This window comes from Microbacterium sp. UCD-TDU (genome assembly GCF_000340625.1).
In the GTDB taxonomy this organism is placed as follows: domain Bacteria; phylum Actinomycetota; class Actinomycetes; order Actinomycetales; family Microbacteriaceae; genus Microbacterium; species Microbacterium maritypicum.
Genome location: NZ_KB454446.1, coordinates 84975 through 109571, shown reverse-complemented (window position 1 = coordinate 109571; position 24597 = coordinate 84975). Strand labels below are relative to the sequence as shown.

Sequence of the window (24597 nt, the reverse complement as noted above, 5' to 3'; positions counted from 1 at the left end):
CGGAAAAGTTCAATACCGAGGCAGTCATCCGGTGGTGGACTGAGGGCATCGCATCCATCACCAGCAGAGGAGCAGACGATGTCCATTCCCGCCGCCCCCGAGGGCTACGCCACCGTCAACCCGTTCATCATCACGACGGGCGCCGAGGATCTGACCCGATTCGTCGTCGAAGTCTTCGGCGGCGAGGAGCGTGCCGAGGCACGCACCGTCGATGACGACCGCCTTCTGCTTCAGGCCGAGGTGAGAGTGGGCACGACCACCATCATGCTCGCGGAGCGTAAGCCGGACTGGCCTTTCACTCCGAGCCTGCTTCAGATCTATGTCGATGACCTCGACGCTGTGCTCGAGCGGGCTCTCGCGCGCGGAGGTCGTCTGGTCACGAAGCCCACCGACTTCTTCGGCACGCAGTTCGCTCGGGTGCAGGATCCGAGTGCGAACCTCTGGTGGATCTGGCAGCACGGTGACGCGGTCTGGGACGCCGATGAGAGCGGGGGCGAGTGGACGGCAGAGGGCGGGGATCAGGAGTGGGGTGAGATCTCGCCCGAGCTCGCCTACATCCATGACACGCTGCTCGAGGCGATGACCGCCCTGCGCGATCCCAAGGACTGAGAAGCGCATCATTGAGACCATGACGGCGAACCGCTCGGCGGGACTCGCGATCGAGACCGTTCCCCATGCCCTGCTGACGGCACGGGATCTGGATGGGCTGCGCGCGCTCTTCGATGCCGAGTATCTCGCCGACTTCGGCGCGTGGGATCCCGAGCTCCCCTACGGTTACGCGCCCCATGACGTGCATATCGTCGCGCGTGTCGGAAGCGAGGTCGTGGGTCATGTGGGCTGGCAGCGCCGGGTCATCGGCGTCGGGGGGCCGACGTCGTGATCGCCGGAGTCGGCGGCGTGCTCGTCTCGTCGGGCGCACGCGGCCAGGGTGTGGCGAACAGGTTGATGACCCGGGCGGCGACGTCGATGACCGACGCCGGAGATATCGGGTTCGGCTACCTCGGCTGCCGGGAGGAAGTCGTTCCCTTCTACGAATCCTGCGGCTGGCGGAGTATCTCTGCGGGTGAGCGCTCACTCGACCGCAGAGGAGAGCCCGTCGAGCAGATCGCCGGGCCGCCGATCCTGATCCTCCCGCTCGACCCGGCTCGCGCCGATTGGCCGTCGGGTTCCATCGATCTTCGCGGTCGCGCCTGGTAGTCCGCCCCTGCGCAGGATCGCCTCGGCACGTGCCTGTTGCTAGGGCGCGCTCGTGGTGTCGTCGAGCAACGCGCGGAGGAAAACGGGTCGCCCGTCCCGCACCGATCGGGGGAGCAGGGCGGCGAAGGTGACACCGAGTGCGAGCGGCACCACGGCGACGAAGAGGGCGATGTCGGCGCTCAGCGCCAGACCGAGCGCGACGAGACCCGCCGCTGCCAGGAACAGGACGGCCACGATGGCCAGGTCGGGACCGCTGGGGTGACCCTGCCGGACACCCGCACACCGGTGTCGGTGTCATGCAGCCGCGCCCGGAGCACGGTGCTGCCGGTGGCGTGGATCCCCCGGACCCCGTTTCGAGCCACGAGCACGTCGTCGTCCCGGATGCGCATCTGCACGCCGTGCCCTCGTGGGCGTGAACCCAGGCGTCGTCGTAGATCCGACACCGTGACGTGCGGGAGGGTGACGTCGATCTCGCTCCACGGCATGCGGACGAGTCTTGGCGCCCGGCCACGGACGACCGCGTCGTGCGACGGAGACCGCACGGCCGGAGAGGCCGCGTCCGCGCACCACCCGCACGGGTGACAGGATTGACGGATGACCGCAACACTCGTGGCCCAAGGGCTGGCCGGCGGGTACGGCCACCGCACCCTGTTCGACTCCCTCGATCTGACCGTCACCGCGGGTGATGTCGTCGGCCTCGTCGGCGCGAACGGGGCGGGGAAGTCGACCCTCCTGAAGCTGCTGGCCGGTGTCGACGAGCCCCAGGCCGGGACGATCCGACTCTCACCGGCCGATGCCTTCGTCGGCTGGCTTCCGCAGGAGCACGAGCGCATCGCCGGCGAGAGCGTCACCGACTACATCGGCCGCCGCACGGGTTGCACGGCCGCGACCCGCGACATGGATGCCGCCGCCGCCGCACTCGGTGACCCCAGCCTCGCCGCACCGGGCACAGATCCTGCCGACACGTACGCGGCCGCGCTGGATCGTTGGCTGGCGAGCGGTGCTGCCGACCTCGACGAGCGACTGCCGGTGGTGCTCGCCGACCTCGGACTCGACCTGGGCGACGACCCGGCCGCGGCGATGATGACCTCGCTGTCGGGCGGACAGGCCGCCCGCGTGGGGCTCGCCGCGCTGCTGCTCTCGCGCTACGATATCGCGCTGCTGGATGAGCCGACCAATGACCTCGACCTCGACGGGATCGAGCGGCTGGAGGCCTTCGTGCGCGGACTCCGCGGCGGGGTCGTTGTGGTCAGCCACGACCGTGAATTCCTCGCCCGCTGCGTGACCAGGGTGCTGGAACTCGACCTCGCGCAGGGTAGCAACCGGGTCTTCGGCGGCGGCTACGACTCGTATCTGGAGGAGCGGGCCACGGTCCGTCGTCACCAGCGCGAGAAGTACGACGAGTTCGCCGACAAGAAGGCCGACCTCGTCGCCCGTGCTCGCACCCAGCGCGAGTGGTCGAGCCAGGGCGTGCGCAATGCGATGAAGAAAGCGCCCGACAACGACAAGATCAAACGCAAAGCCTCTGCGGAGTCGAGCGAGAAGCAGGCGCAGAAGGTGCGTCAGATGGAGAGCAGGATCGCCCGGCTCGAAGAGGTCGAGGAGCCGCGCAAGGAGTGGCAGCTCGAGTTCACGATCGGTTCGGCGCCGCGCTCCAGCTCGGTAGTGTCGACGCTGAGCTCGGCCGTGTTCCGGCAGGGATCCTTCCAGCTCGGCCCGGTGTCGCTCCAGGTGAACGCGGGGGAGCGGATCGGGATCACCGGTCCCAACGGCGCGGGGAAGTCGACGCTGCTGCGCGGGCTGCTCGGACGGCAGCTTCCCGATGAGGGAACCGCAAGCCTCGGTGCGAGCGTGCAGATCGGCGAGATCGACCAGGCCCGTGCGCAGCTCGTCGGCACGCAGCCGCTCGCCGTCTCCTTCGAGGAGCTCGTGCCGGAGATGGCGTCGGGCGAGGTCCGCACACTCCTCGCGAAGTTCGGGCTCAAGGCCGACCACGTGATGCGCGCCGTCGACGAGCTCTCGCCGGGGGAGCGCACGCGCGCGGGGCTGGCGCTGCTGCAGGCACGTGGCATCAACCTGCTCGTGCTCGATGAGCCGACCAACCACCTCGACCTGCCCGCGATCGAGCAGCTCGAACAGGCGCTCGAGTCCTACGAGGGAACCCTGCTGCTCGTCACCCATGATCGGCGGATGCTCGCGACCGTGCAGACCGACCGGCACTGGAGGGTGGAGGCGGGGCAGGTCGTCGAGGTATGACCCGGATCACCGAGGCATCTCTTTCAGATCCGGGCTTCCTCACCTCCCTGACCGCCCGCTCAAGATACGCTGGAACACGGCGGCTCCGGCCGCGGTCCGGTCGCTGGCGTCCGCCGTGGACGTTCCGCCTGAGTTCCTGACACCGACGGCACGAGGAGATTGACGCCGATGACCGACACCCAGATCTTCGAGCCCGACGGCCGCGCGATCCCCTTCGTCAACGAGGGCGACGGGCCGGTCAAGCTCGTCCTGATCCAGGAGCGCGATCTGGCGGCTGATGTTCTCGGCGTCGTCTCGCACTACCTCGCCGAAGAGGCGGGCTTCCACGTACTGCGCATCGGCCATCGTGCCGAGGCCAAGCGCGAAGAGGTCTCGCTGGATGACCGTGTCGAGGATGCGCTCGCCGTGATCGATCACGTCGGGCTGGGCGACACGTGGGTCGGCGGACACGGGTTCGGCGGCACTGTCGCGCGCGCCTTCGCTCTGGCGCACGCCGACCGCGTGAACGGTCTGGCGCTGCTCGCGGTCGAAGAGAGCGACATCCCGCTCGCGCCGGTGATGCCCGTCCTGATCATCCAGGGCACCAAGGACATCGATGCTCCGTTCGCCAACGGAGAGCAGCTGCAGTCGACGGCACCGGAGCGCGCGAGCGTGAAGAGCATCGACGGCGCCGATCACCTGTTCCCGATGACACACCCGATCGAGACCGCGGTCGTCATCGAGGAGTACCTCGACTGGGACTGAGTCCTTCGCCGTCCCGCTAGCGGCCCTGCCGCTTCTTGTACGGCTTCGGCTGCCCCTTCACGGCGGGCGTGCGGCCCTTGCCCTTCGAGGCTTTGGCCTTTCCTCCGGCAGGGGCGGGGGCGTTGCGCACCGGCTCCGGAGCGGCAGCGACCGCAGTCTTCGCCTCCACCAGCAGAAGCTCGCCGACAGGTGTCAGCCGCGTCGGGCCCTCGCGATGGACGATCGGATGGCCGACCTCGGCCTCGAGCTTGTCGATCGACGTGTAGAGCGAGGCCAGCGGAATGCCGAGTTTCTCTGCCGCACGAGGGAAATGCAGTTCCTCCGCGAGGACGACGAAGCGGCGGAGCAGAGAGATCTTCACGGTGGCCTTTCGACTGTTCGCACGGGTTTGCGAGCTCGTTCCAGGTTACGCGGTGCAGACAGACGGATGCCGCGACCGAGTCGGCCGCGGCATCCGGAATCCTTCGGTCAGGCGACCTGAGGGGTGACGGCGAACGAGACGGAGCCTTCGTCGTCCACGCCGGCATCGAGGATCTTGTCGTCGAGAGCGGCAGCGGCCGACTCATCGAGGAACAGCCGGGTGCCGGCGACCTCCACGACCTGATCCTGCGGCTCCGGGTCTGCGGCGACGAGCACGGCGAGGCGTGCACCGCCCTCCGGGCCCTGGGCCTCGGTCGAGTGGATGCGGAGCCCGGCATCCGGAGCGTCGGTCTGACGGCTGACGAGAGTCGTCACGATGGCGGAGGCGTTGTCGGTGAGGGTGAGCACGAGACTCTCCTTCCGGTCGGGGCATGTCACGGTCGCGACATGTCCGGGCCACGATGCCCCACCTCGGAGATGGTCTCAACCCCCTTGCGCGGATTCGGAGGAGGCTCTTACCCTGCTCGCAGCTGCTTGCGCAGAAACACCTGCGCGGTGCCGTCACCATCGGGCACGCGCTCGTGCTCCTTGTACCCGCAGGCCTCGTAGAGACGGATGTTCGCCTCGCTCAGGCTCCCGGTGAACAGCTCGGCGACGTCAGCGCCCGACGCCTTCTCGGCGCTCTCGAGCAGCATCCTTCCGATGCCCTCGCCCTGCATGTCGGGAGCGATCGCGATCCGGCCGATCAGGAGCACACCGTCCTTCTCGACGTAGCGGATCGCGCCGACGAGTCGCCCGTCGATGCGTGCGGTCAGTCCGGACTCGGATCGGAGCTCCGCTTCCAGTTCGGGGAGCGTCTGCGTCAGAGGCGGCATATCGACGCTTCCGTAGATCGCGGCTTCCGACACGAAAGCCGCGCGTTGCACGGTCAGCACCTCGCCGGCGTCGTCGTCGCTGATCGGGGAGATGACGATCTCCGGCTGCGTCGGGTCCTGGTCTTCGTTCACTGCGTCTGCATCACTCACCCGAGTCACATTCCGGGGTGCGTCCCCACGGTGTCAACCCCCTCGCCCCTGGCTGCCGTCCGCACTAGCGTGACCCGCAGGAGGTCACACCATGGCTGAAAGCACAACGACCAAGAAGACCGGCTCGACGAAGGGCGCGGCGAAGACGACGAGGCAGCAGAACGCCGAAAAGGGATTCACCGCCTCGACGACGCTCGCGAACAACCTGCAGGCGGTGCTCGTCGACCTGCTCGATCTCGCGATCCAGGGAAAGCAGGCGCACTGGAACGTCGTGGGGCGCAACTTCCGCGACACTCACCGTCAGCTCGACGAGATCATCGACGACGCGCGCACGTTCAGCGACACGATCGCAGAGCGCATGCGCGCCCTGCACGCCGTCCCCGACGGACGCAGCGCGACCATCGCCAAGACGACGTCGCTTCCCGAGTTCCCTGCGGGCGAGGTGTCGACGACCGAGACGATCGACCTGGTCACCGAGCGCCTCGAAGCCGTGGTGGGCACGGTGCGCGACGTGCACGACGCCGTCGACGAAGAGGACCCGACCTCGGCGGATCTTCTGCACGCCATCATCGAGCGGCTCGAGCAGTTCGCATGGATGGTCAGCGCCGAGAACCGGAGCCCCGCAGGCCGCTGAGGGCACGCGCGCTCGCGGGGCGCCGCGTCATTCCTACGCACCTCCGCGGGCGCGGGGTCTGCCGCGCATGATGCGAGGCAGCGCCACCCAGAGCGCCGCCACGAGAACGAGGGCCGCGACGAGCGCGACGATCCCCGCCGTGCGGTTGACCGTGAAGTCCACGATCAAGGTGGTCACCCCGATGGTCAGCGCGCCGATCACGACCAGGTCGATGCGGACGATCCGGGCCGCGATGCGCACGAGGTCGGGCTTGCGGCGATGCCCGAACAGCGCGCGATGCATCCCCACCGGCGCCAGGGCGAGGATGGTCGCCACGGCGGCGAGAGCGACGAGGACGACGTACACGTCGCGCTGGAGCTCGTCCATGTCGGTGAACCGAGGCTGGAAGGCGACCGCCAGGAGAAAGCCGGTGAGGATCTGGGTGCCGGTCTGCATGACGCGCAGTTCCTGCAGCAACTCATCCCAGTTGCGATCAGCGCGTTCGTTCGCGGTCTCGTCCCGTCCGTCGGCACGATCGTCGAGTTCGTGCTCGCCACCCGAAGAGTCTGCTGTCATGGACTCAGTGTGGTTTCCCTGCGCCGGTGCTGTCCAGGTCGTCGCGGGAGACGCAGCCTACGTGGCGTCGGGGTCGGTGGTGGCGGGGCGCTCTTCGCGCAACCGCGGCTCGGTGCGTCGTTCGGGACGCACGCCGGCCTTGTCGGCGTAGAACGCGCGGATCCGGTCCATGTCCGCCCCGACATCCCCGGTCAGGTCGATCGTCGGCCCGAGTCCCGACGTCATGGTCGTCCTGTCGACGAACCCGAGGGTCACCGGCATGCCGGTCTCTCGCGCGATCCGGTAGAAGCCCGATTTCCAGTACTCGTTGCCCCCGCGGGTGCCGTCCGGGGTGACGACGAGACCGAACACGGTCCCGTCGTGGACCTGTCCCACGACATCCTTGACAACGCGAGCCGGGTCGGAGCGATCGACGGGAATGCCGCCGAGGCGTCGCATGATCGGACCGCGCCAGCCGCGGAAGAGGCTCTTCTTGCCGAGCCAGTGCACGTCGATGTCGAGCCGCCACGCGATGGCGAGCATCAGGACGAAGTCCCAGTTCGACGTATGGGGTGCCCCCACGAGAACGGTCGGACGTGTCGGTGCGGCCTCGCTCACGAGCGTCCATCTGCTGAACGCCCAGAACGTGCGGGCGAGGAGTCGTTTGAGCATGGAACAACCGTAGGCGAGAATCGCCGTCCGCCCACTGTCGAGGCGTCTCGCACGGTTCGGCGCCACCTGCATCGGGCAGGCGTACGATCGAGGGATGAAGAACACGCAGCAGGACTCCGTGCAGCAGGACGCACCCCTCGGGCTGCAGCCCCTCCCGGACTCTCTGAACCTGCTCGAAGGCGACGCCGTCGGCTACTGCAGCGACGGCGTCTGCCACATCCCCGCACCGAAGAGCGAGTAGAGGCAGACGCCGTCGCAGGCCGTCTACGGACGGTCAGTGCCCTCCGTGGAATCCTTCACCGGCATCGTCTGCAGGCTTGCGGACGAACGGGCTGAGGGCCACGGCTGCGAGCGAGATGATCGCCGCGATCAGGAACGCCATTCGCGCACCGGGGGCACCGGCGACAGCGGTCGACAGTCCCTCTTGTTCGCCGGCGTGCAGGATCGACGAGTACGTCACCAGCAGCAGCGCCACGCCCGCCGCGCCGCCGACCTGCTGCAGCGTGTTCAGCACAGCCGAACCGTGTGAGTACAGGGAGCGCTGGAGCGAACCGAGCGAGGCGGAGAACAGCGGCGTGAACGACATCGCGAGTCCGACCGACATGGCGGCCTGCACGATGATGAGGACCCACGACACGGTGTGCTCGCCCACGGTCGAGTAGAAGAACAGCGCCGCGGAGACGAGGATCGTGCCGGGGATCAGCAGCGGACGCGTGCCGCGCGCATCGTAGACGCGCCCCATGATCGGTCCGAGCAGACCCATCAGCAGCGAGCCGGGGAGCAGGATCAGACCCGACTGCAGCGGGTTCAGACCGGCGACGTTCTGCAGATACTGCGGAAGCAGCGTCAGGGTGCCGAACATCGACAGCGCCAGGATCGACATGATGATGACGGACAGGGTGAAGTTGCTGGAGCGGAACACCCGCAGATCGAGCAGCGCGTCGTCGATGCGCTGCAGCACGAGCTGGCGCCACACGAAGAGTCCGAGCGACAGAGCACCGACCACCAGCGAGACGATGCCGGTCGTCTCGCCCGATCCGCCCTCGCCGCCGAACTGGCTGAGTCCGAACACGATGCCGCCGAAGCCGAGCGCCGCGAGCGGGATCGAGAGCACGTCGAGCGGAACGACTCGGGTCTCGCCGAGGTTCGTCATCCACTTCGCGCCCATGGCCAGGGCGATCAGGGCGATCGGGAGGATGATCCCGAAGAGGGCACGCCAACTGGCGAATTCGAGGACGGCGCCCGCGAGCGTGGGGCCGATCGCGGGAGCGAGCGAGATGACGAGGCCGACACGGCCCATCATGCGGCCGCGGGACTGCGGCGGGACCACGTTCATGATCGTCGTCATCAGCAGCGGCATCATGATGCCGGTACCGGCGGCCTGGATCACGCGGCCGACGAGCAGCACCGCGAACCCGGGCGCGACGAGGGCGACGAGCGTACCGAGCGAGAAGGCGATCATCGCGGCGATGAAGACCTGGCGCGTCGTGAACCGCTGCAGGATGAAGCCGGTGGTGGGGATCACCACGGCCATGGTCAGCATGAAGGCGCTGGTGAGCCACTGACCGAGCTCGGGCGGGATGCCCAGGTCGGTGTTCAGATGGGGAATCGCGATCCCCATCGTGGTCTCGTTGAGTATGGCGACGAAGGCGGCGACCAGCAGGAGCCAGATCACCCGCATGTCCTTGCGGGGGATCTCGCCCCCCGCCGGTGCGGCGGTCGTGGAGAGGGAGCCGGTATCGACGGCAGACATGGGCGGCCTCCAGGGCGAAGAAGAATGGATATCGCGAGAGTTCGCAAGAGTCCTTCAGCGTAACGGCAGCCGCGGACATTTCATTCCGAGTTCACAGATATCCGCGCTCGGCGGGGGCTCGAGTCCCGATGTCGTCGAGCGTGGGTACGCTGGCGCCATGAGCATGGGCGGCGGCATGGGTGGTGGACATCGGGGCGGTTTCCGCGGTGTCGATGAAGACGCGCAGCGGAAGCTGAATGCCGAGGCGCCCCGGATCAACGGCCTGGGCGCCCGGGTGGTCTCGCTGTTCCGGGCGTATCGCTGGCGCATCTTCTTCACGGGCATCCTTGTGGTGGTCGGGGCCGCGATCGCCGTCATTCCGCCCCTGATCGTGCAGCGCATCTTCGATGACGCGCTGTTCCCGGTGGCCGGGGGCGGGCCGCACCTCGAGCTGCTGGCCTGGCTCGTGGCCGCGATGATCGGATTGTTCCTGATCTCCGCGGTGCTGGGAGTCGCTCAGACGTGGCTGACCTCGACCGTCGGCAACAGCGTCACCGGAGACCTGCGGGTGAAGCTGTTCGAGCACCTGCAGGCGATGGAGCTCGGCTTCTTCACCCGCACCAAGACGGGCGTCATCCAGTCCCGGCTGCAGAACGACGTCGGCGGCGTCTCCGGGGTGCTGACCAACACCGTCACCAGCATCCTCGGCAACGTCGTGACCGTGATCGCCTCGCTCGTCGCGATGATCCTGATCGACTGGCGGCTGACGCTGATCGCGGTGATCATGATGCCGTTCCTGATCTTCGTGCAGCGCAAGGTGGGCCAGGTGCGGGCCCGCATCGCGGGGGAGACGCAGGAATCCCTGTCCGAGCTCACCTCGATCACCCAGGAGACGCTGAGCGTCTCGGGCATGCTGCTGTCGAAGGCGTTCAACCGGCAGCGCACCGAGTCGGAGCGCTACCAGGCCGAGAACCGCAACCAGGTCACGCTGCAGGTGCGGCGGGCGATGAGCGGTCAGGGTTTCTTCGCGGTCGTGCAGGTGCTCATGGCCAGTGTGCCCGCTGTCATCTATCTGGTCTCCGGCTACTTGATCGCCGGAGGCACCGGTGCGATCACCGCGGGAACCGTCGTCGCCTTCACCACCGTGCAGGCACGACTTCTCATGCCGTTGATGGGACTGATGCGGGTGTCGCTCGACCTGCAGACGTCGTCGGCACTGTTCGCCCGCATCTTCGAGTACCTCGACCTGGTGCCGGAGATCGAGGATGCCCCGGATGCGATCACGGTCGACGAGGCACCGGGGCCACGGGGGCGTCTGGAGTTCGCCGACGTCGTCTTCCGCTACCCGGACGCCTCCGCCGATGCCAGACCGACGCTCGACGGGGTGTCGTTCGTGGCGGAACCGGGGCAGCACGTCGCGTTCGTCGGACCGTCCGGCGCGGGCAAGACCACCATCCTGTACCTCGCGCCCCGACTGTACGAAGCGAAGGGAGGCGCGGTGATGTTCGCCGGCGCCGACGTGCGCGCGCTCACCCAGGAGTCGATCATCGACCACGTCGGGATCGTCTCCCAGGAGACCTACCTGTTCCACGCCACCATCCGCGAGAATCTGCGCTACGCCAAGCCGGATGCGACCGAGGACGAACTGTTCGCCGCGTGCACCGCCGCGAACATCCACCACATCATCGCCGGGTTCGAGCAGGGGTACGACACGGTGGTGGGGGAGCGCGGCTACCGGCTTTCCGGCGGCGAGAAGCAGCGGATCGCGATCGCCCGTGTGCTCCTCAAAGACCCACCGGTGCTGCTTCTGGATGAGGCCACCTCCGCGCTCGACACGGTGTCGGAGCGCGTGGTGCAGGAGGCGCTCGACGAGGCGGCGAAGGGGCGCACCACGCTCTCCATCGCCCATCGGCTCTCGACCGTGATGGGCGCCGATGTGATCCACGTGCTGGAGGCCGGACGCATCGTCGAGTCGGGAACCCATGCCGAGCTCCTCGCGCTGGGCGGACTCTACGCCGAGCTCGCAGCCGAGCAGGTGGCGGCGTCGCGCGTGCTCGACACCGAGGCCGCGGTCGAAGAGGCGGTGACCGGCGGCGCGCCGGCGCCCCTCGCCGAGCGCCGTGCGGACAAGGCGCCTGTCGACTCTGCGGGTGCCGATGCCGTCGCGGCCATCACTGCGGCGGTGCCGCTGCTGGCCGAGCCTCGTCCCGACGAGCGGATCTACCCGCCGGAGCCGTGAGCCGTCGGCGCCGGCCGCTGTCCTGGAGCACCGAGGCGCCTCAGTGCACCGACAGTCCGCCGTCGACGAACAGCGAGTGGCCGGTGACGTAGGCCGATCCCGCTCCGGCGAGGAACACCGCGGCACCGGCGAAGTCGCTCGGCAGTCCGTTGCGTCCGATCATGGTGCGTGCCGCGAGCTCGGCGACCTTCTGCGGATCCTGCTGCAGGCGGGCGTTCAACGGGGTCAGCACGAAGCCGGGGACGAGCGTGTTGCTCGTGACGCCGGTTCCACCCCAGGCCTCGGCCTCCGAGCGCATGAGCGACTCGACGGCACCCTTCGATGCGCCGTAGACCCCGCTTCCCACGAAAGCGCGGTGAGCCTGCTGGGAGCTGATGTGGAGGAGCCGGCCGTATCCGCGCGCGGCCATGCCCTTCGCGTAGCGCTGGCCGAGCAGGAACGGCGCGAGGGCGTTGACCGTCATCGTCGCGTCCCAGTCGTCCTCGGTGATCTCCGGGAACGGCGGACGGATGTTGATGCCAGCCGAGTTCACGAGGATGTCCGGCTCGCCGAACGGCACCTCCGCAGCCTCTGCGACGGCGTGGATCCCATCCCGTGTGCCGAGGTCGCCGACGACCCCGGCTGCGCGGCAGCCGTGGGCACGCAGCTCGTCGACGGTCTCCCGGATGCGGTCCTCTCCGCGGGCGACGACGACCGTCGCCGCGCCGGCGCGTGCGAGCGCTGTGGCGATGCCGCGGCCGATGCCGGAGCTGCCACCGGTGACGATCGCGGTGCGTCCGTCGAGCGAGAAGAGGGAGGAGAGGTAGTCGTTCACGCGTTCACCGTTCCGTCGTCGGGAGGCTCGTTCTCACCACGCGAGCGCGGCGGCGATGGCAGGGTCGGGCACGGCATCGGCGAACTCGGGAAGAGCGCGGAGTTCGGTGACGAAGGCCTCGACCTCGACCGCGTAGACCGGATCCGGGTGCGCGTCGGCGATCTCGAGAAGCGGCACGAGGTCCATCGCCAGGATCAACTCCAGCCGTGCAGTCACGGAAGCGTGCGCCCCAGCCTCATGCAGCACCCGGATGCCGCCGCGCAGCGCCGCGAGATAGTCCCGCAGAACGGACAGCTGCGCCTTGCTCTGGGTGATCGAGGTGCCGTCGGCGCGGAGCCGCCAGCGCGCGACGACATCGGGGATCACGTCGAAGGCGCGTGCCCGCGTGTACATCAGCTGGGCGACCACCTGGTCCTCGTAGGCCACGCCTTCGGGGAAGCGCAGATCGTGCCAGAAATCGGTGCGACTCACCTTCGACCACGCGACGATGTTCGACACCGCCCGCGGGTGGGACTCGAGAGTGGTCGCGAGCCGCTCCGGCGAGGTCGCCGCCGAGACCCAGGGCTGCACGCGACCGGCGACGTAGCCGCCGCCGTGCGGACGCGAGCGCACGTAGGCACCGGCGACGAAGTCGCTTCCCGTCTGCGCGAGCGTTCCCGTCAGGCGGGCCAGGGCGTCCGGCAGCAGTTCGTCGTCCGCGTCGAGGAAACCGAGGTAGGGGGTGGAGACCTGATCGAGACCGACATTGCGCGCCGCACCGAGACCGCGGGAGGCCTCGTGTCGGATCGACGTGAACCGACGGTCATCGGCTGCGGCGGCGTCGAAGATCGCCCCCGTCTCGTCGGTCGAGCCGTCGTCGATGAGGATCGCTCGCCACCGTGACTCGGTCTGCGCGCGCAGAGAGTCCAGGGCGGCGGGGGCGAAGGCGGCGATGTCGCGTCCGGGGACGATCAGCGTCACGATCGGGGCGGAGACAGTCACCTGCCGAGTCTATGGCCGCGTATCAGCCCCGAGCCGCGCGCACCGACTCTATGACGAGTGCGGCCAGTCGTGCGGGAGCGTCGTCGGGCAGTGGAACGCGACCGAAGGTGAAGCGCACGGCGGTCTGCGCCACCTCGGGCGACACGGCGCAGGCGAGGAGCACATGGGAGGGCTCATCGCTGCCCGCCGCGCACGCCGATCCGCTCGACGAGATGACACCACGGCGCTCCAACTCGAGCAGCACCGATTCCCCGCTGGTGCCGGCGAAGGTGAAGCTCGCCGTCCCTGGCAGACGATGCACGGCGTCGCCGGTGAGCACGGCTTCGGGGATGCTCTCGAGTACCAGCGCGATGAAGTGCCTCGTCGCCGCGCCGACGCGCGCGGCGACCACCTCGCGTTCGTGCTCCGCGATCTCCAGAGCCGTCGCGAGTGCCACGGCGCCCGCGACGTTCTCGGTACCGGAGCGTCGTCCGCGCTCCTGCCCGCCGCCGTGCAGCAGCGGCTCGACGGGAACCCGCCCGCGCACGGCCAGGGCGCCGATGCCCTTGGGTGTACCGAGCTTGTGCCCGGCGACCGACACCGCATCAGCGCCGAGATCCCGCAGCCCCAGCCAGCCGGCCGACTGCACGGCATCCAGATGCAGCGGCACACGGGCGGCCCGGGCGACGGAAGCCAGTGCCGTCGCGTCCTGGATCGTGCCGATCTCGTTGTTCGCGTGGCCGATCGACACCAGCGCTGTGTCGTCGCGGATCGCCGCCGTCAGGTCGTCCGGTGCGATCCGTCCGCGCGCGTCGACCGGCAGCAGCGTCACCTCGACGGCATGGAAGCGTCGGAGGTAGTCGGCGGATTCGAGGATCGACTCGTGCTCGATCGGTGAGATCACCAGATGACGTCGCCCTGCCTCGAGAGCTGCCAGCACGATGCCCTTCACCGCGAGGTTGTTCGCCTCGGTGCCCCCTGCGGTGAACACGACATCACCCGTGCGCATCCCGAGGATCCGGGCCACCCGTGCGCGTGCATCGTCGAGAGCACCCGCGGCGGCTTCGCCGGCCGTGTGATGGCTCGACGGGTTGCCGTACACCCCGGAGAGATACGGACTCATCGCCTCGAGCACCTCCGGTCGTACCGGGGAGGTCGCGGCGTGATCGAGATACAACATGCCAGGGTGCGACATCGCGGTCAGTCGATCCGCAGATCCAGGCCCAGGTCGAGGGCTCGTGCGGAGTGCGTCAGAGCGCCGACCGAGATCACATCCACTCCGGTGCGGGCGATGTCGCCGACGGTATCGAGGTTCACCCCGCCGGAGGCTTCGACGGTGGCGCGGTCGCCGATCAGGGCAACCCCCTCGCGCAGGTCGTCGAGCGAGAAGTTGTCGAGCAGCACGGTGTGGGCACCGCCGTCGAGCACAGCCTCGATCTGGTCGAGACGATCCACCTCGACCACGACGTGAGTCGTGTGGGGAAGGCGGGACAGGGCTTCGCGCAGTGCGGTCGCGAGGTCGCGGCCGGAGCGTTTCAGCACCGCGAGGTGGTTGTCCTTCGCCATCACGGCATCGGACAGCGAGTAGCGGTGGTTGCGGCCGCCACCGGACTCGACGGCATGACGCTCGAACGCGCGCAGCCCCGGTGTGGTCTTGCGGGTGTCGGCGATCCGGGCGCCCGTGCCGTCGATCGCTGCCACGTAGGCGGCGGTGAGAGTGGCGATGCCGCTCATCCGCTGCGTGAAGTTCAGCGCGACGCGTTCCGCCGTGAGCACGCTGCGCGCTGAGCCCGCGACCGACGCGAGGACGTCGCCCGCGGCGAAGTCGTCACCGTCGCCGACGTGCAGGTCCACGTCGAGAGCGGTGTCGGTGAGCCGGAACGCGGCGGCGAACACCTCACCACCGCTGAAGACCCCGGCCTCGCGAGCGACGAGATCAGCGGTGGCGGTGGCATCTGCGGGCAGCAGCGCGGTACTGGTCAGGTCGCCCCAGGGGGCGTCCTCTTCGAGGGCCGCGCCGACGACGCGGTTCACAGTGGCAGTGGTCAGCATCAGACGGTCTCCAGGATCGATGAGGGGGCGTGCGAGCGCGCACCGGTTTCGGGAATGTGCGCGTCGACACGATGATGCGCGCCGACGGATACCGTTCGCGCCAGCGCCGCAGATGCCGTCGCCTCGGCCAGCAGCAGCAGGTTGGCATCTTCGTGGGCGCTCGCCGTCATCGGCGCTGAGCTCGACGAAGACCACGCCCGCAGCGTGCGTAGTGCGTGGGTGAGCCCCTCGCCCGTTCGCAGCAGTCCGACCTCGTCCCACATGAGCTGCTGCAGGGCGGCCCGGGTGAAGGCGGGCGCCCCCGTGTCGCGGCTCTCGTGTGCGCGCGCGTCGACCGGGCAGGACTCGTGATCGACATCCGTCCACGGCCGCGTCAGGGCGGCGGCGGCCCTGGCCCCGAACACCGCGCCCTCGAGGAGCGAGTTCGACGCCAGCCGGTTGGCCCCGTGCACTCCCGTGCGGGCGACCTCTCCCACGGCGAACAGGCCGGGGACCGTCGTGCGGCCATCGAGATCGGTCACCACGCCGCCCATCAGATAGTGCGCGGCCGGTGTCACGGGAATCGGCTCACGCGCCCAGTCGAAGCCGCGCTCTCTGGTCACCCGGTCGATGGTGGGGAAGCGTCGCGCGAGGGCGGCGGCGCCGAGCATCGTGGCGTCGAGCCTGACCGGTGAGCCCTGAGCCGCGGCGCGGCGGGCGATCGCCCGCGACACGACGTCGCGCGGTGCGAGCTCGCCGTCGGGGTGGCTGTCGAACACGAACCGTCGGCCCTCTTCGTCGATCAGCGTCGCACCTTCGCCGCGCACGGCCTCAGAGATCAGGAATGCCGGGCCCGAGGCGAGGATCGTCGGGTGGAACTGGACGAACTCCAGGTCGGCGACCGTTGCTCCCGCCCGCAGCGCGGCGGCGATGCCGTCTCCCGTCGCTCCCGCCGGGTTCGTCGTGTGCGCATACAGGTGCCCTGCGCCCCCGGTGGCGAGGATCACCGCGTCGGCCGACGTGTCGGAGACCACGCCGTCGCGAAGGGTCCGCAGGCCGCGCACCGCACCCCCGACGCGCACGAGATCGATCAGGAAGGCGCGCTCGATGACATCGATTCGCGTCCGGCGCACAGACGCGACCAGGGCTGCAGAGATCGCCGCTCCTGTGGCGTCGCCTCCCGCATGCACGATGCGGGCGTGGCGGTGCGCGGCTTCACGTCCGAGCTGCAGCGAGCCGTCAGCCGCACGATCGAAGGCGACGCCGCGGGCGATCAGCTCGGCGATCCTGGACGCGCCCTCCGCGACCAGCACACCGACGGCTTCCGGGTCGGACAGCCCTGCACCGGCGTCCATCGTGTCGTCGGCGTGCTGTGCGGCGGAGTCGCGAGGCCCATAGATCCCGGCGACACCGCCCTGGGCGAGTCCTGTGCAGCCGTCGCCGAGGTCTCCCTTGGTGACGATCGTCACCTCGTGGCCGGACTCGTGCGCGTGGAGCGCCGCGGTGAGTCCCGCGATGCCCGAGCCGACGACCACGACGTTCATCGCGCGCCTGCGACCACCGGAGGCTTCGCCGCGAGCATCCGCTCCAGTGCCACCCGTGCGGGATCGGCGACGTCGTCGGAGACGGTGATCCGGTTCGGCGTGCGGCCGGCGACCAGTTCTTCCAGCACCCAGGCCAGGTATCCGGGGTGGATGCGGTACATCGTCGAACAGGGGCACACCACAGGGTCGAGGCAGAAGATCTCGTGCTGCGGGTACTGCGCCGCGAGTCGGCGGACCAGGTTGATCTCGGTGCCGATCGCGAACGCGGTGGGCTCCGTGGCCTCGTCGATCGCGCGGCGGATGTACTCGGTCGAGCCCGCCTCGTCTGCGGCGTCGACGACCTCCATCGGGCATTCGGGGTGCACGATCACACGCACGCCGGGGTGCTCGGCGCGGGCCTGGTCGATCTGGCCGACCGTGAAACGGCGATGCACCGAGCAGAACCCGTGCCACAGGATCACGCGTGCGTCGACGAGCTCCGTCGCGGACGATCCGCCGAGCGCTCGCCGCGGGTTCCACATCGGCATCTGCTCGAGCGGCACACCCATCGCCTTCGCGGTGTTGCGGCCGAGGTGCTGGTCGGGGAAGAACAGCACCCGGCGTCCGCGCTCGAACGCCCACTCCAGGACCGTCTGGGCGTTCGAGGAGGTGCAGACGATCCCGCCGTGCCGTCCGACGAAGCCCTTGATTGCTGCGGAGGAGTTCATGTAGGTCACGGGGATCACCGGCACACGCCCGTCGGCATCTACGGCGTCGAGGTCACCGAGCACCTCTTCGAGCTGCTCCCAGCACTCCTCGACCTGGTCGATGTCGGCCATGTCGGCCATCGAACACCCGGCGGCGAGGTTTGGAAGGATCACCGCCTGGTCGGGCTGTGAGAGCAGGTCGGCGGTCTCGGCCATGAAGTGCACTCCACAGAACACGATGGCCTCGGCGTCGGAGCGTCCCTTGGCTGCAGTCGCGAGCTGGAACGAGTCCCCGACGTAGTCCGCGTGCTGCACGACCTCCTCCCGCTGGTAGAAGTGGCCGAGGATCACGACCCTGTCGCCGAGGGTGGCCTTCGCCGCCCGGATCCGCCCATCGAGTTCCTCCTCCGAGGCTTCGCGGTACTCGGCGGGCAGTTCGCCCTGTCGGGGGGCTCCGGTCGGGATCACGTCCCCCATGGACGAGCCCGGCCCGTAGCCAGGTCGTGCGTCGAAATCCCAGGGGCCGGCTGCGAGATCGGTGGCGCACGTGGCATCGGTCGACGCTCCGCTGACGATGGCCTGGATCGCATGGTCGACCGAGGCGTCCAGGGGCGGGACAGCAGGAGCGGGTACGAAGGTGATGCTCATCGGGTGCTCGTTTCTTCGGGACCGAGCGGGCCACGATCGGCCAGCTCGACATCGGTGTTGTCGCGATACAGACGCGCGGGGCGGTGGCTTCCGGTGCGGAACCGATCGGTGGGGAGCAGGTTGCCCGCTGCCTCCACCTGGCGACGGAAGTTGGCGGGATCGAGGGTGCGGCCGAGGATCGCCTCATAGGCCTCCCGCAGCTCGGCGAGCGTGAACTCCGCGGGCAGGAATCCCTGCGCGACGCGGCTGTATCCGACCTTGTTGCGCAGCCGCCACAGCGCGTACTCGACGATCTCGGTGTGATCGAAGGCCAGCTGCGGCAGCTCGTCGACGTCGAACCACTTCACGTTCTCGGGGGCGGCGCCGGATGCGCGATGCGCCGCGCTCTGCGCCGTCACGTCGTCCTGTCGCAGAAGCGCCCAGTACACGATCGACACGACTCTGGTGGGGGAGCGGTCGACGGCGCCGAAGGCGTAGAGCTGCTCGAGGTAGCTGGGGGCGAGGCCGGTGGTCTCGGCGAGGGTGCGCGCCGAGGCGTCGACGGGCGACTCGGTCGGCGTGAGCCACCCGCCGGGAAGGGCCCATTGGTCGGCGAAGGGCTCGCGGGTGCGCAGCACGAGCGGCAGCGCGAGCACCGCGCGTCCGTCATCCGTGCGTCGCAACGTCAGGATGACCGTCGAGACGGCAACGCGGATGTCGCTGCTTTGAGTCATGGGCACCTTAACCTCCGGGATCGATCTTAGTGTCATTCGCACCCTTAGTGCGCGTATATGACCACGATGCCGGTCGAGTCCGAAACGTTATCTGACGGGCTCGGGGAGTCTTGTTCACCGGGACGGGGTTTGTTAGGTTACTGTCCTAACAAACCCCTTCGAGAGTGGCCGACCGGCCGCCTCCGCGGGGCCCATGAACCCCGCATCCGGGGTTCTGCTCCATCCGGAGCGATCCCTCCTGCAGTGCAGCACCGAGAGGAAACAAGAGAAATGATCCGTAACGGAAGGCGCAAGATTGCGCTCACCGCGATTGCCGGAGCATCCGTCCTCGCCCTGGGCCTCACGGCCTGTGGCGGCGGTAGCGACAGCGGCAACGCCGATGGCGACCGGGCCCTGCGTGTCTGGGCCGGCAGCCAGACCCCGATCACCGCGAACTACAACCCGTTCGCACCGACCGTGCTCCACGGCGCGCTCGGACCGATCTACGAGCCGCTGTTCTTCTACAACAAGACCGCGGACTCCGAGCCGGTCGGCCTGATCGGCGACTCGTTCGAATACAACGAGGACGGCACGGTGATCACGGTCACCATCAAGCCCGACCTCATGTGGAGCGACGGTGAGCCCCTGACCGCCAAGGACGTCGCGTTCTCGTTCAACTACGAGGCCAACAACCCCGAGGGCAACGGTCTGATCTCGGCCGAAGCGACGGACGACACCACCGCCGTGCTGACGTACTCGTCCGCGCAGTACACGACCGAGTTCCAGCGGATGGGGTCGAGCTACATCCTCCCCGAGCACGTCTGGAAGGACGTCAAGGACTTCGCGAACTTCACGAACGAAGAGCCGGTCGGCTCAGGCCCCTACGTCGTCGACAAGACCACGAGCGAGTCGTACACCCTCGTCGCGAACAAGAACTACCGCGATGCGGACAAGCTCGGCGTCAAGAAGGTCCAGTACATCGCGGTCGACAACAACCAGACCGCACAGGACCTGCTCGCCGCAGGCAAGCTCGACTGGACCGGCATGTTCATCCCGAACCCGGATGATGTCACCGGCAACGGAGCGATCGAGTGGATCAACACGCCCCAGGACCCGACGGTGCTCTACACCTGCTCGAACGCCGACCTCGGCTGCACCGGGCCGCAGACCGACGTCGCCGTGCGTCAGGCGCTCAACGTGGCGATCGACCGCGGCATCATCAAGGACAAGGCATTCGTCGGCCTCACGGGGGACATCTCGCCGGCGTTCACCTTGCTGCCGCGCGACGAGAAGTGGCTCGCCGACCCGGCCAACGAGGTCAGCCCGCAGGAGGCGAATGCCGCCGAGGCCGGTTCCATCCTCGAGGCCGCCGGCTACACCAAGGGTTCCAGCGGCATCTACGAGAAGGGCGGGGTTCCGCTCGAGCTCACGCTCACCTCGGTCGACGGCTGGACCGACTACAACGACGCCGCGAAGCTGATCGCCGAGCAGGCCGAGGCCGCCGGCATCAAGATCACGGCATCGACCGTGCAGTGGCAGGAGTTCTCCGATTCCCGTCAGGGTGGCGAGTTCCAGCTCATCATGGGTGGTGTGATCGGCACGTCCGTCGCCGACCCCTTCCAGATCTACCGCGACTGGTTCGGCGGCACGGCCGTCGAGTCGACGACCCCGGTCGGCACCGAGATCCCCGCGGGCCGCTGGAACTTCAGCCGCTACAGCAACCCTGTTGTCGACACCGCGATCCAGTCGGCGATCAGCACGAACGACGAGGCGACGAAGAAGGAGCTGTACGCCACGATCCAGACCGAGATCGTGCGTGACCTGCCCTACATTCCGCTCGTCATCAACGCGACGCAGACCTTCTACAACACGAAGGACTACACGGGCTGGCCGACCGAGGAAGACCTCTACGCCTTCCCGCCGTCCTGGGGTGCGATCGCGGCAGGCTACGTCCTGACGCAGCTGCAGCCGGTCAAGTAGGAAAGGAGTCGGGGAAGAAGGAAGTCAGGAAACAAGTGACATGAAGTTCTATGCACGAAGAATCGGGTTCTACGCGTTCACGCTCTGGGCCGCGATATCCATCAACTTCTTTCTTCCCCGGCTCATGCCGGGGAACCCGGCCGACATCATGATCGCCAAGATGCAGCGCGCCGGCGGCGATGTCTCCGAGACCACGATCCGCAACATCAGGCTCCTGCTCGGCGGCGACGACTCCTCGCTGTGGGAGCAGTACCTCGCGTACTGGGGGCGGATGTTCCAGGGCGACCTCGGCGTCTCGGTCACCAAGTTCCCCACCCCGGTGACGGAACTCATCGCGGGTGCCCTGCCCTGGACGCTCATCCTGGTCGGTACCGCGACCGTCATCTCCTTCGTCCTCGGCGTCGTGCTCGGCGCCTGGGCCGGATGGAAGCGCGGCACCTGGGTCGATCACCTCATCCCCGCCACCACCGTGCTGCAGTCGATCCCGTACTTCTGGATGGCGCTGATCCTGGTGGCCGTGTTCGCGGTCGGTCTGGGATGGTTCCCCATCTTCGGCGGCTACGACGTCTTCGACTACCCTGACGGCCCCGAGCCGACCTGGGCGTTCTTCACCGACGCGGTGGCGCACGCGATCCTCCCGGCGCTCACGATCGTGATCAGCTCGGTCGGCGGCTGGATGTTCGGCATGCGCAACATGATGGTGTCCACGCTCGCCGAGGACTACGTGCTCACGGCCGAGGCGAAGGGTCTGCGGCCCCGCCGCGTGCTCACCACGTACGCGGCCCGCAACGCGGCGATCCCCTCGATCGCAGGCTTCTCGATCACCCTCGGGTTCGTCGTGGCCGGATCCATCGTGATGGAGCAGGTGTTCACCTACCCCGGCATCGGCAAGCTGATGTTCCAGGCCGTGACCAACAACGACTACGCGCTGATGCAGGGACTGTTCCTCGTCATCACCCTGACGGTGCTCGCCGCCAACTTCATCATGGACCTCGTCTATGGCTTCATCGACCCGAGGGCTCGCCAGAATGTCTGACACCAAGAACCCGCTCCTGACCCAGGAGCCGCCGATCACGGCACCGGCCAGCACGATCTCGCTCGCTACGCAGCAGGGACGCAAGCGTCGCCGCATCTTGCCCAGCACGTCGCCGAAGTTCATCGTCGGCGCGATCATCGTGGTCGCGATCGTGCTGTTCGCGATCATCGCGCCGATGTTCTCGCAAGATCCGCGCAGCACCGCCAACCCCGCGCTCCAGCCGCCTTCCGCGGAGCACTGGCTCGGCACGACCAAGCTCGGCAACGACATGTTCGCCCAGCTCGCGATCGGCGCGCAGGGCTCGCTGCTCATCGGCGTGACCGCCGGAGCCATCGCGATCGTGCTGTCCCTGCTGTTCGGTGTCCTCGCCGGATACCTGGGTGGCTGGCGCGAAGACGGTCTCGCGCTCCTCACGAACGTCATGATCGTGATCCCCGGACTCCCGCTCGTGATGGTGATCGCCTCCTTCGTGCCGCAGCGCAGCTGGCAGCTCGTCGCGTTCGTGCTCGGCATCACCTCCTGGGCGGGAGCGGCCTATGTGCTCCGGCTCCAGACGCGCTCTCTCCGCACACGCGACTACGTGTACGCCGCGAAGGTGGCGGGGGAGCGGTCGTTCCGCGTGATCCTCGTCGAGATCATGCCGAACCTCCTTCCGCTGCTCGCAGCGCAGTTCCTGTTCGCGATCATCTTCGCGATCCTCGGTGAGGCAGGGCTCTCGTACCTGGGCCTCGGCCCCAACTCGTCGATCACCTGGGGCTCGATCCTCAACGACGCGCAGTCGGGGCAGGCTCTCGGACGTGGAGCCTGGTGGTGGTTCGTCCCGCCCGGGCTCATGATCGCACTCCTCGGTGCCGGCCTGTCGCTCATCAACTTCGCGATCGACGAGGTCATCAACCCGAAGCTGCGCAATGCGCCCGAAGCCGCGCGCCGCGTGCGCAAGGCTGCCAAGACCAAGGGAGTCACCGCATGAGCGAGCCCGTCCTGACGGCGCGGAACGTGTCGATCGAGTATGAGGTGGATCCGCCGGTGAAGGCCGTGCGCGATGTCTCCTTGACGCTGAACCGAGGCGAGATCCTGGGGCTGGCGGGGGAGTCGGGGTGCGGGAAGACGACCCTGGCGTACGGGATGAACCGTCTGCTGAAGGCGCCGGCCCTCATGACGGGTGGCGAGATCGTGTTCCATGACCGGGATGGTCATGACATCGACATCGTGGGCTTGGATGGGGAAGGCCTCAGGGCGTTCCGATGGGACAAGATCTCGATGGTGTTCCAGGGCGCGATGAACTCGCTGAACCCGGTCATCTCGGTCAAGGCGCAGATCTTCGACATCTTCGACACGCACCGCCCAGGGATGAGCAAGAAGGCGAAGACCGCTCGGGCGGAGGAGCTGCTCACCCTCGTCGGGGTCGACCCGAATCGCCTGTCGAGCTTCCCGCATGAGCTCTCGGGCGGGATGCGGCAGCGCATGATGATCGCGATGGCCCTGGCCCTCGACCCCCAGGTGATGATCATGGACGAGCCGACCACCGCGTTGGACGTGGTCGTGCAGCGCGGGATCATCCGGGAGATCATGCGATTGCGGGAGAAGCTCGGTTTCGCGGTGATCTTCATCACGCATGATCTGCCGATGCTGATCGAGATCAGCGACAGGATCGCGATCATGCTGCAGGGACAGATCGTGGAGGAGGGGACGGCGGAGGAGATCTACCGGTCCCCCCAGCACGAATACACGAAGCGGCTGCTGTCGAGCTTCCCGTCGCTCAAGGGCGAGCGGGGCGACTTCGTTCGTACCGGTGTGAGCCAGGAGGGCGTCCGATGACCACCCACAGCAACCGCGCCGAGACGGCGACGCCGCAGACGGCACGTCTGGAGGCGCGGAATCTGGTGAAGGACTTCCATCTGCGTTCCGGGTTCCGCACCAACGTGCTGCACGCGGTGAAGGACGTGTCCTTCACGATCGAGGCCGGCAAGACGGTCGCTCTGGTGGGGGAGTCGGGGTCGGGGAAGTCCACGATCGCCCGGATGCTGATGAAGCTGGAGACTCCCACCAGCGGGGAGATCCTTCTGGATGGGAAGCCGTCTGGCACGCGGGGGCGGGCGTTGGAGCGCTACCGCGCGGATGTGCAGATGGTGTTCCAGGACCCGTTCGCGTCGCTGAACCCCTTCCACACCATCGTGCATCACCTCGAGCGTCCGATCCGTCTGCACCACCCCGACCTGTCCCGCTCGCAGGTGCGCGAACGTGCGGTCGAGCTGCTGGAGCGGGTGCGGTTGACGCCGGGGGAGAGCTTCGCAGAGCGCCGCCCGCACGAGCTGTCCGGCGGGCAGCGGCAGCGGGTCGCGATCGCTCGTGCCCTCGCTCCGGGGGCGCGGTTCATCGTCGCGGATGAGCCGGTCTCGATGCTCGACGTGTCGATCCGGCTGGGCGTTCTCAACCTGCTGGCTGATCTGCAGCGCGAGGAGAACCTCGGTGTCCTCTACATCACGCACGACCTGGCGACGGCTCGGCACTTCTCCGACGAGATCATGGTGCTCTACAAGGGCGACGTGGTCGAGCGCGGTCCTGCGGACGAGGTCATCCTGAATCCGCAGCACGAGTACACCAGGACTCTCCTCGGCGCGGCGCCAGAGCCCGACAACCTCGGCCGCCTCCGCGACGAGGTCCGCGCCGAACTCGGCATCGCGCACTGACTCGGCATTGCGCACTGACGGGCACCGTCCACACCCTCGCTCCCGTCGCACTCTCGGTCGCTCGCGCACGTTCGCAGCGACTGAGGGCGCGACGGGAGCTTCGTGTCGGGACCCGGGCCTCTG

The 24597-nt window shown here is 68.3% G+C and carries 27 protein-coding genes; 13 read left to right on the top strand and 14 right to left on the bottom strand.

The window, feature by feature from the left end; genetic code table 11:
• Positions 1-78 precede the first annotated feature (78 nt).
• Genes D514_RS23290 through D514_RS39160 form a run of 3 tightly spaced genes read left to right on the top strand, consistent with a single transcriptional unit; the run spans position 79 to position 1197 of the window.
• The gene (locus tag D514_RS23290; protein WP_017828690.1) at positions 79-609 is read left to right on the top strand and encodes a glyoxalase/bleomycin resistance/extradiol dioxygenase family protein; all 531 of its coding nucleotides are present in this window, start codon (positions 79-81) and stop codon (positions 607-609) included.
• 19 nt (positions 610-628) lie between these two features.
• On the top strand, positions 629-880 hold the full coding sequence (locus D514_RS39165) for a hypothetical protein (RefSeq protein ID WP_017828689.1): 252 nt from the start codon (positions 629-631) through the stop codon (positions 878-880).
• On the top strand, positions 877-1197 hold the full coding sequence (locus D514_RS39160; protein ID WP_017828688.1) for a GNAT family N-acetyltransferase: 321 nt from the start codon (positions 877-879) through the stop codon (positions 1195-1197). Before D514_RS39165 ends, D514_RS39160 begins: the two co-directional genes overlap by 4 nt.
• A gap of 39 nt (positions 1198-1236) precedes the next feature.
• Here the strand turns inward: D514_RS39160 and D514_RS23280 are convergent, their stop codons facing one another.
• Positions 1237-1431, bottom strand: coding sequence for a hypothetical protein (locus D514_RS23280; protein ID WP_017828687.1), 195 nt, complete (start codon positions 1429-1431; stop codon positions 1237-1239).
• 360 nt (positions 1432-1791) lie between these two features.
• Here D514_RS23280 and D514_RS23275 point away from each other — a divergent pair, with 360 nt between their 5' ends.
• Positions 1792-3453 (top strand): ABC-F family ATP-binding cassette domain-containing protein, encoded by a 1662-nt coding sequence (locus D514_RS23275; protein ID WP_017828686.1) that lies wholly within the window; start codon positions 1792-1794, stop codon positions 3451-3453.
• Between the two features lie 168 nt (positions 3454-3621).
• Positions 3622-4197: an alpha/beta fold hydrolase gene (locus tag D514_RS23270; protein ID WP_031205492.1), complete on the top strand. Its 576-nt coding sequence runs from the start codon at positions 3622-3624 to the stop codon at positions 4195-4197.
• A gap of 16 nt (positions 4198-4213) precedes the next feature.
• Here the strand turns inward: D514_RS23270 and D514_RS23265 are convergent, their stop codons facing one another.
• The 3 genes from D514_RS23265 to D514_RS23255 all read right to left on the bottom strand — a co-directional run bounded on the left by D514_RS23265 (position 4214) and on the right by D514_RS23255 (position 5582).
• Positions 4214-4558, bottom strand: a complete 345-nt coding sequence (locus D514_RS23265) for a LysR family transcriptional regulator (RefSeq protein WP_017828685.1) — start codon at positions 4556-4558, stop codon at positions 4214-4216.
• 107 nt (positions 4559-4665) lie between these two features.
• Positions 4666-4965, bottom strand: a complete 300-nt coding sequence (locus D514_RS23260) for a hypothetical protein (RefSeq protein ID WP_017828684.1) — start codon at positions 4963-4965, stop codon at positions 4666-4668.
• 107 nt (positions 4966-5072) lie between these two features.
• A complete protein-coding gene (locus tag D514_RS23255) occupies positions 5073-5582 on the bottom strand; it encodes a GNAT family N-acetyltransferase (RefSeq protein WP_236610907.1) in 510 nt (169 codons plus the stop codon).
• A gap of 91 nt (positions 5583-5673) precedes the next feature.
• Between D514_RS23255 and D514_RS23250 the strand changes: the two genes are divergently transcribed.
• A complete protein-coding gene (locus D514_RS23250) occupies positions 5674-6216 on the top strand; it encodes a Dps family protein (protein WP_017828682.1) in 543 nt (180 codons plus the stop codon).
• 33 nt (positions 6217-6249) lie between these two features.
• Here the strand turns inward: D514_RS23250 and D514_RS23245 are convergent, their stop codons facing one another.
• The gene (locus D514_RS23245) at positions 6250-6771 is read right to left on the bottom strand and encodes a DUF6328 family protein (protein WP_017828681.1); all 522 of its coding nucleotides are present in this window, start codon (positions 6769-6771) and stop codon (positions 6250-6252) included.
• Positions 6772-6828: 57 nt separating this feature from the next.
• The gene (locus D514_RS23240) at positions 6829-7422 is read right to left on the bottom strand and encodes a 1-acyl-sn-glycerol-3-phosphate acyltransferase (protein WP_017828680.1); all 594 of its coding nucleotides are present in this window, start codon (positions 7420-7422) and stop codon (positions 6829-6831) included.
• Positions 7423-7516: 94 nt separating this feature from the next.
• Between D514_RS23240 and D514_RS38845 the strand changes: the two genes are divergently transcribed.
• Positions 7517-7663, top strand: a complete 147-nt coding sequence (locus tag D514_RS38845) for a hypothetical protein (RefSeq protein ID WP_017828679.1) — start codon at positions 7517-7519, stop codon at positions 7661-7663.
• Positions 7664-7696: 33 nt separating this feature from the next.
• Here the strand turns inward: D514_RS38845 and D514_RS23235 are convergent, their stop codons facing one another.
• The gene (locus D514_RS23235) at positions 7697-9175 is read right to left on the bottom strand and encodes an MDR family MFS transporter (protein WP_017828678.1); all 1479 of its coding nucleotides are present in this window, start codon (positions 9173-9175) and stop codon (positions 7697-7699) included.
• A gap of 163 nt (positions 9176-9338) precedes the next feature.
• On the opposite strand from D514_RS23235, the gene D514_RS23230 reads away from it, so the two are divergent.
• Positions 9339-11393: an ABC transporter ATP-binding protein gene (locus D514_RS23230; RefSeq protein ID WP_017828677.1), complete on the top strand. Its 2055-nt coding sequence runs from the start codon at positions 9339-9341 to the stop codon at positions 11391-11393.
• Between the two features lie 40 nt (positions 11394-11433).
• Here D514_RS23230 and D514_RS23225 read toward each other — a convergent pair whose 3' ends face one another.
• The 7 genes from D514_RS23225 to D514_RS23195 are packed head-to-tail and all read right to left on the bottom strand — an operon-like array spanning position 11434 to position 18789.
• Positions 11434-12207: an SDR family NAD(P)-dependent oxidoreductase gene (locus D514_RS23225; RefSeq protein WP_017828676.1), complete on the bottom strand. Its 774-nt coding sequence runs from the start codon at positions 12205-12207 to the stop codon at positions 11434-11436.
• Between the two features lie 33 nt (positions 12208-12240).
• Positions 12241-13188, bottom strand: a complete 948-nt coding sequence (locus tag D514_RS23220; RefSeq protein WP_017828675.1) for a glycosyltransferase family 2 protein — start codon at positions 13186-13188, stop codon at positions 12241-12243.
• Positions 13189-13210: 22 nt separating this feature from the next.
• Positions 13211-14347 carry a cysteine desulfurase family protein gene (locus D514_RS23215; RefSeq protein WP_017828674.1) on the bottom strand — a complete coding sequence of 379 codons (1137 nt, stop codon included), beginning with the start codon at positions 14345-14347 and terminating at the stop codon, positions 13211-13213.
• Positions 14348-14367: 20 nt separating this feature from the next.
• Entirely contained in the window at positions 14368-15219 is an 852-nt protein-coding gene (gene nadC, locus D514_RS23210) for a carboxylating nicotinate-nucleotide diphosphorylase (protein WP_017828673.1), read from the bottom strand.
• A complete protein-coding gene (nadB, locus tag D514_RS23205) occupies positions 15219-16742 on the bottom strand; it encodes an L-aspartate oxidase (RefSeq protein ID WP_017828672.1) in 1524 nt (507 codons plus the stop codon). The genes nadC and nadB overlap by 1 nt, the downstream gene beginning before the upstream one ends.
• Positions 16739-18076 carry a quinolinate synthase NadA gene (gene nadA, locus D514_RS23200; RefSeq protein ID WP_017828671.1) on the bottom strand — a complete coding sequence of 446 codons (1338 nt, stop codon included), beginning with the start codon at positions 18074-18076 and terminating at the stop codon, positions 16739-16741. The genes nadB and nadA overlap by 4 nt, the downstream gene beginning before the upstream one ends.
• Positions 18073-18789, bottom strand: a complete 717-nt coding sequence (locus D514_RS23195; protein WP_017828670.1) for an NUDIX domain-containing protein — start codon at positions 18787-18789, stop codon at positions 18073-18075. Before D514_RS23195 ends, nadA begins: the two co-directional genes overlap by 4 nt.
• A 270-nt stretch (positions 18790-19059) precedes the next feature.
• On the opposite strand from D514_RS23195, the gene D514_RS23190 reads away from it, so the two are divergent.
• The 5 genes from D514_RS23190 to D514_RS23170 are packed head-to-tail and all read left to right on the top strand — an operon-like array spanning position 19060 to position 24474.
• Positions 19060-20748: an ABC transporter substrate-binding protein gene (locus D514_RS23190; RefSeq protein ID WP_017828669.1), complete on the top strand. Its 1689-nt coding sequence runs from the start codon at positions 19060-19062 to the stop codon at positions 20746-20748.
• Between the two features lie 40 nt (positions 20749-20788).
• Complete coding sequence (locus tag D514_RS23185; protein ID WP_017828668.1) at positions 20789-21784, top strand: ABC transporter permease; 996 nt, start codon at positions 20789-20791, stop codon at positions 21782-21784.
• Positions 21777-22754, top strand: a complete 978-nt coding sequence (locus D514_RS23180; protein ID WP_017828667.1) for an ABC transporter permease — start codon at positions 21777-21779, stop codon at positions 22752-22754. Before D514_RS23185 ends, D514_RS23180 begins: the two co-directional genes overlap by 8 nt.
• Complete coding sequence (locus D514_RS23175) at positions 22751-23602, top strand: ABC transporter ATP-binding protein (protein ID WP_017828666.1); 852 nt, start codon at positions 22751-22753, stop codon at positions 23600-23602. The genes D514_RS23180 and D514_RS23175 overlap by 4 nt, the downstream gene beginning before the upstream one ends.
• Positions 23599-24474, top strand: a complete 876-nt coding sequence (locus D514_RS23170; RefSeq protein WP_017828665.1) for an ABC transporter ATP-binding protein — start codon at positions 23599-23601, stop codon at positions 24472-24474. The genes D514_RS23175 and D514_RS23170 overlap by 4 nt, the downstream gene beginning before the upstream one ends.
• Positions 24475-24597: the final 123 nt, after the last annotated feature.

Coding starts and splice junctions, on each gene's coding strand:
- D514_RS23195 (WP_017828670.1), bottom strand. CDS start 18,789: ATGACTCAAAGCAGCGACATCCGCGTTGCCGTCTCGACGGTCATCCTG.
- nadA (WP_017828671.1), bottom strand. CDS start 18,076: ATGAGCATCACCTTCGTACCCGCTCCTGCTGTCCCGCCCCTGGACGCC.
- D514_RS23250 (WP_017828682.1), top strand. CDS start 5,674: ATGGCTGAAAGCACAACGACCAAGAAGACCGGCTCGACGAAGGGCGCG.
- D514_RS23235 (WP_017828678.1), bottom strand. CDS start 9,175: ATGTCTGCCGTCGATACCGGCTCCCTCTCCACGACCGCCGCACCGGCG.
- D514_RS23240 (WP_017828680.1), bottom strand. CDS start 7,422: ATGCTCAAACGACTCCTCGCCCGCACGTTCTGGGCGTTCAGCAGATGG.
- D514_RS23170 (WP_017828665.1), top strand. CDS start 23,599: ATGACCACCCACAGCAACCGCGCCGAGACGGCGACGCCGCAGACGGCA.
- D514_RS23215 (WP_017828674.1), bottom strand. CDS start 14,347: ATGTTGTATCTCGATCACGCCGCGACCTCCCCGGTACGACCGGAGGTG.
- D514_RS23275 (WP_017828686.1), top strand. CDS start 1,792: ATGACCGCAACACTCGTGGCCCAAGGGCTGGCCGGCGGGTACGGCCAC.
- D514_RS23180 (WP_017828667.1), top strand. CDS start 21,777: ATGTCTGACACCAAGAACCCGCTCCTGACCCAGGAGCCGCCGATCACG.
- D514_RS23230 (WP_017828677.1), top strand. CDS start 9,339: ATGGGCGGCGGCATGGGTGGTGGACATCGGGGCGGTTTCCGCGGTGTC.
- D514_RS23175 (WP_017828666.1), top strand. CDS start 22,751: ATGAGCGAGCCCGTCCTGACGGCGCGGAACGTGTCGATCGAGTATGAG.
- nadB (WP_017828672.1), bottom strand. CDS start 16,742: ATGAACGTCGTGGTCGTCGGCTCGGGCATCGCGGGACTCACCGCGGCG.
- D514_RS38845 (WP_017828679.1), top strand. CDS start 7,517: ATGAAGAACACGCAGCAGGACTCCGTGCAGCAGGACGCACCCCTCGGG.
- D514_RS23290 (WP_017828690.1), top strand. CDS start 79: ATGTCCATTCCCGCCGCCCCCGAGGGCTACGCCACCGTCAACCCGTTC.
- D514_RS23185 (WP_017828668.1), top strand. CDS start 20,789: ATGAAGTTCTATGCACGAAGAATCGGGTTCTACGCGTTCACGCTCTGG.
- nadC (WP_017828673.1), bottom strand. CDS start 15,219: ATGCTGACCACTGCCACTGTGAACCGCGTCGTCGGCGCGGCCCTCGAA.
- D514_RS23190 (WP_017828669.1), top strand. CDS start 19,060: ATGATCCGTAACGGAAGGCGCAAGATTGCGCTCACCGCGATTGCCGGA.
- D514_RS23270 (WP_031205492.1), top strand. CDS start 3,622: ATGACCGACACCCAGATCTTCGAGCCCGACGGCCGCGCGATCCCCTTC.
- D514_RS23245 (WP_017828681.1), bottom strand. CDS start 6,771: ATGACAGCAGACTCTTCGGGTGGCGAGCACGAACTCGACGATCGTGCC.
- D514_RS39165 (WP_017828689.1), top strand. CDS start 629: ATGACGGCGAACCGCTCGGCGGGACTCGCGATCGAGACCGTTCCCCAT.